This is a genomic window from bacterium (genome assembly GCA_020440705.1).
Taxonomy (GTDB): domain Bacteria; phylum Krumholzibacteriota; class Krumholzibacteriia; order LZORAL124-64-63; family LZORAL124-64-63; genus JAGRNP01.
This window is the reverse complement of sequence record JAGRNP010000274.1, coordinates 1-655: the sequence shown is the minus strand read 5'-3', so window position 1 is coordinate 655 and position 655 is coordinate 1. Positions and strand designations below refer to the sequence as shown.

Annotated in this window: 1 protein-coding gene; it reads right to left on the bottom strand. The window is 68.9% G+C overall.

Annotated features, from left to right (window positions below):
• Positions 1-152 precede the first annotated feature (152 nt).
• A partial coding sequence (locus tag KDM41_18340; GenBank protein ID MCB1185384.1) for a transcriptional repressor occupies positions 153-655 on the bottom strand: 503 nt, incomplete at its 5' end.

Sequence of the window (655 nt, the reverse complement as noted above, 5' to 3'; positions counted from 1 at the left end):
GATCTGGCCTACGCGCACGAGCACCGCGCCGACGGGGATCTCCCCCACTTCGGCGGCTTGGCGCGCCTCTTCCAGCGCCTCGGCCATGAACGCCTCGTGGCGCTCGAAGTCGCGGCGGGTGCGCTCGGGGTCGTTGGACGAAGCCGAAACGCTCACGCGGTCCTCATGCTCTCCGCGCGGTGACAGCGCTCCGGCTGGTCGCCCTCCGGACAGCGCACGTAGAGCACCAGGCGGTGGTCCGCGAGGTCGAAGCCATGTCGCTTGGCCGCCTTCTCTTGCAGCGACTCGATGTCGTCGTCCTGGAACTCGAGCACACGCTGGCAGTCGAGGCAGATCATGTGGTCGTGGTGCTCGCGATCGACCAGGCGTTCGTAGCGCCGCGTGCCGTCGAAGTCGTGCCCCTCCAGGAGCTTGGCTTCCTCCAGCAGCGTGAGCCCGCGGTACACGGTGGCCATGGAGACCGCGGCGCCGGCCTCGGTGAGCCGGCGGTACAGGTCCTCCGCCGTGAAGTGGCCCACGTGCTTCAGCGCCGTGCGGATCATGGTGCGGCGCTGGGCCGTCATCTTGAGCCGCTTGCGACGCAGGAAGGCCTCGAACGAAGCCAGGGCGTCTTCGACCTCGGTGTCCGTGATGCTCACGGGGCCAGAGCATACGG